Below are 1,656 nucleotides of genomic sequence, written 5' to 3' on the forward strand. Positions count from 1 at the left end.
AATAATCCGGCATAGTCGGTCTACTACTAATCATCTGCCGGATACTTTCATCAATTTTATTTAACTTGTCAATAATTGACTGCAATAACAGCTCATTCATAAAACAATCATTTATTAGTTCTTAAATAGATTTGAGGTCACAAGCGTACCCCTCGATGGGTAGACAGCTTCTGATCAGGCATTATCCGCTGCTGCATTGCTTTCTGCAATCCTGCTATAGAAAACTTTCTGTCAATGCTGCTACCTTTAAAAGCATAATTATCTTTCCTGAAACTGATCCCTTGTAGTTGCTGCGTAGTTCCGTTGTACTTATACTGTACTTCTATCCCTTTTTTTAACAACACATTCTCTAATTCCTGCAAAGTTTTGCAGCGTGGCAACACTGATTCTATAGCCTGAAAGATTTCATATCGTATGGCCTCTTCACGGCTAAGCGCGGCAAGGTTTGTCTGAGATATTTTCTTTTCAACAGCAGGAATCAGCTTATATTTGGAAGTAAGCAGCTGTGCTATTTTCTTGCTGCGCAAGCCTATCCAGTTATCTTTGATAGCCCTCCCCTTGTTATTTACCATGTTAGCAATTATGTGCAAGTGCTGATGCTCAGTATCTGTGTGCCTGGTTATCACGAATTGGGTATCTGTAATCCCAAGCCTTTCAAGATATTCATGCGCAATTTTTAACACCTCCTGATCCGTTAACTGTTCTCCAGGATAAAAACTAAGAATACCATGAAATACTGCCTTCTGCTTTCCAGGTAATTGATCTCTGTTCATTTCAAAATCATGAGCCATATGTCGGTAGTTGTAATCCCTCACTCCTTCAGCTTCCAGTATAACCGCTCTCTTTTCATTAGCACAGATATAACGACAGCAACCGTAAAAAGACTTACCCACAATTACTTTACTGATCATCGCTTTAACCGGTTTAAAATGTCATCAATCTGGCTTCGATAATTTTCAAACAATAGCATAGCGCTCAATATTCCCTCTTTATGAGCCGTCTTTGCTATCTGATTAAGGTTTGTTCCAATACTGATCAGCTGTCGAATGTATGCCCGCTCTTCATCGTTTAAACGGGCATTAACTTGCCCATATAAAGCCATCTGACGGATATACACCGTATAGCGCATCTGCGCCTTACGGGCTTTTTCCTTTACAATGAAATATTCAGCCTTGGTAAAACGTACGCCAGTACGAATTTCTTTCCTCACGGCTTGAGCAGGCCTACCGCCCCTGCCTTTTTTCATTTCCTTTGTCTGTTCCATACCTACTACATTTCAATCTACACGGGCTGGCAGCTTTGCTGCCCTGCCCAATCTTTGCGTACAGGCGGCAACGCCGCCTGTACTTTCTCCGCGACAGGTAGCGCAGCTACCCTGTCTGTCTCCGCTTAGATCTCCGCTCTCTACCCCCTTGCGACCATCGGGAGCGAGGGGGCGAGCGGTTTTTGCGCAGCAAAAACACAGCTCGCTAACGGAGCGAAGATCCGTTCGAATCCGCGAACGGGATGCCGAAGGCGGCCCGTTCAATCTTCGCGGGTAAGGGGCCTGCGCAGAGCAGCCCCACCCCATCTCCGCGTACAGGTGGCAACGCCGCCTGTACCATCTTCGTGAACGGGATGCCAAAGGCGACCCGTTCGATCTTCGCGGGCTGGGGC

At 45.4% G+C, this 1,656-nt stretch carries 2 protein-coding genes; both read right to left on the reverse strand.

The annotated features are described in order from the left end of the window. Nucleotides 1–137: 137 nt before the first annotated feature. Nucleotides 138–911 carry a relaxase/mobilization nuclease domain-containing protein gene (locus VM802_RS10655; protein ID WP_325530158.1) on the reverse strand — a complete coding sequence of 258 codons (774 nt, stop codon included), beginning with the start codon at nt 909–911 and terminating at the stop codon, nt 138–140. After that, nucleotides 908–1,264 (reverse strand): plasmid mobilization protein, encoded by a 357-nt coding sequence (locus tag VM802_RS10660; protein WP_325530160.1) that lies wholly within the window; start codon nt 1,262–1,264, stop codon nt 908–910. The genes VM802_RS10655 and VM802_RS10660 overlap by 4 nt, the downstream gene beginning before the upstream one ends. Nucleotides 1,265–1,656: the final 392 nt, after the last annotated feature.

Origin of the sequence: Chitinophaga sp. (assembly GCF_035538455.1) — a bacterium.
GTDB lineage: Bacteria > Bacteroidota > Bacteroidia > Chitinophagales > Chitinophagaceae > Chitinophaga.

What these genes read in the sequence shown, in the direction of transcription:
- VM802_RS10660 (WP_325530160.1), bottom strand. Translation starts at nt 1,264, where the DNA reads ATGGAACAGACAAAGGAAATGAAAAAAGGCAGGGGCGGTAGGCCTGCT.
- VM802_RS10655 (WP_325530158.1), bottom strand. Translation starts at nt 911, where the DNA reads ATGATCAGTAAAGTAATTGTGGGTAAGTCTTTTTACGGTTGCTGTCGT.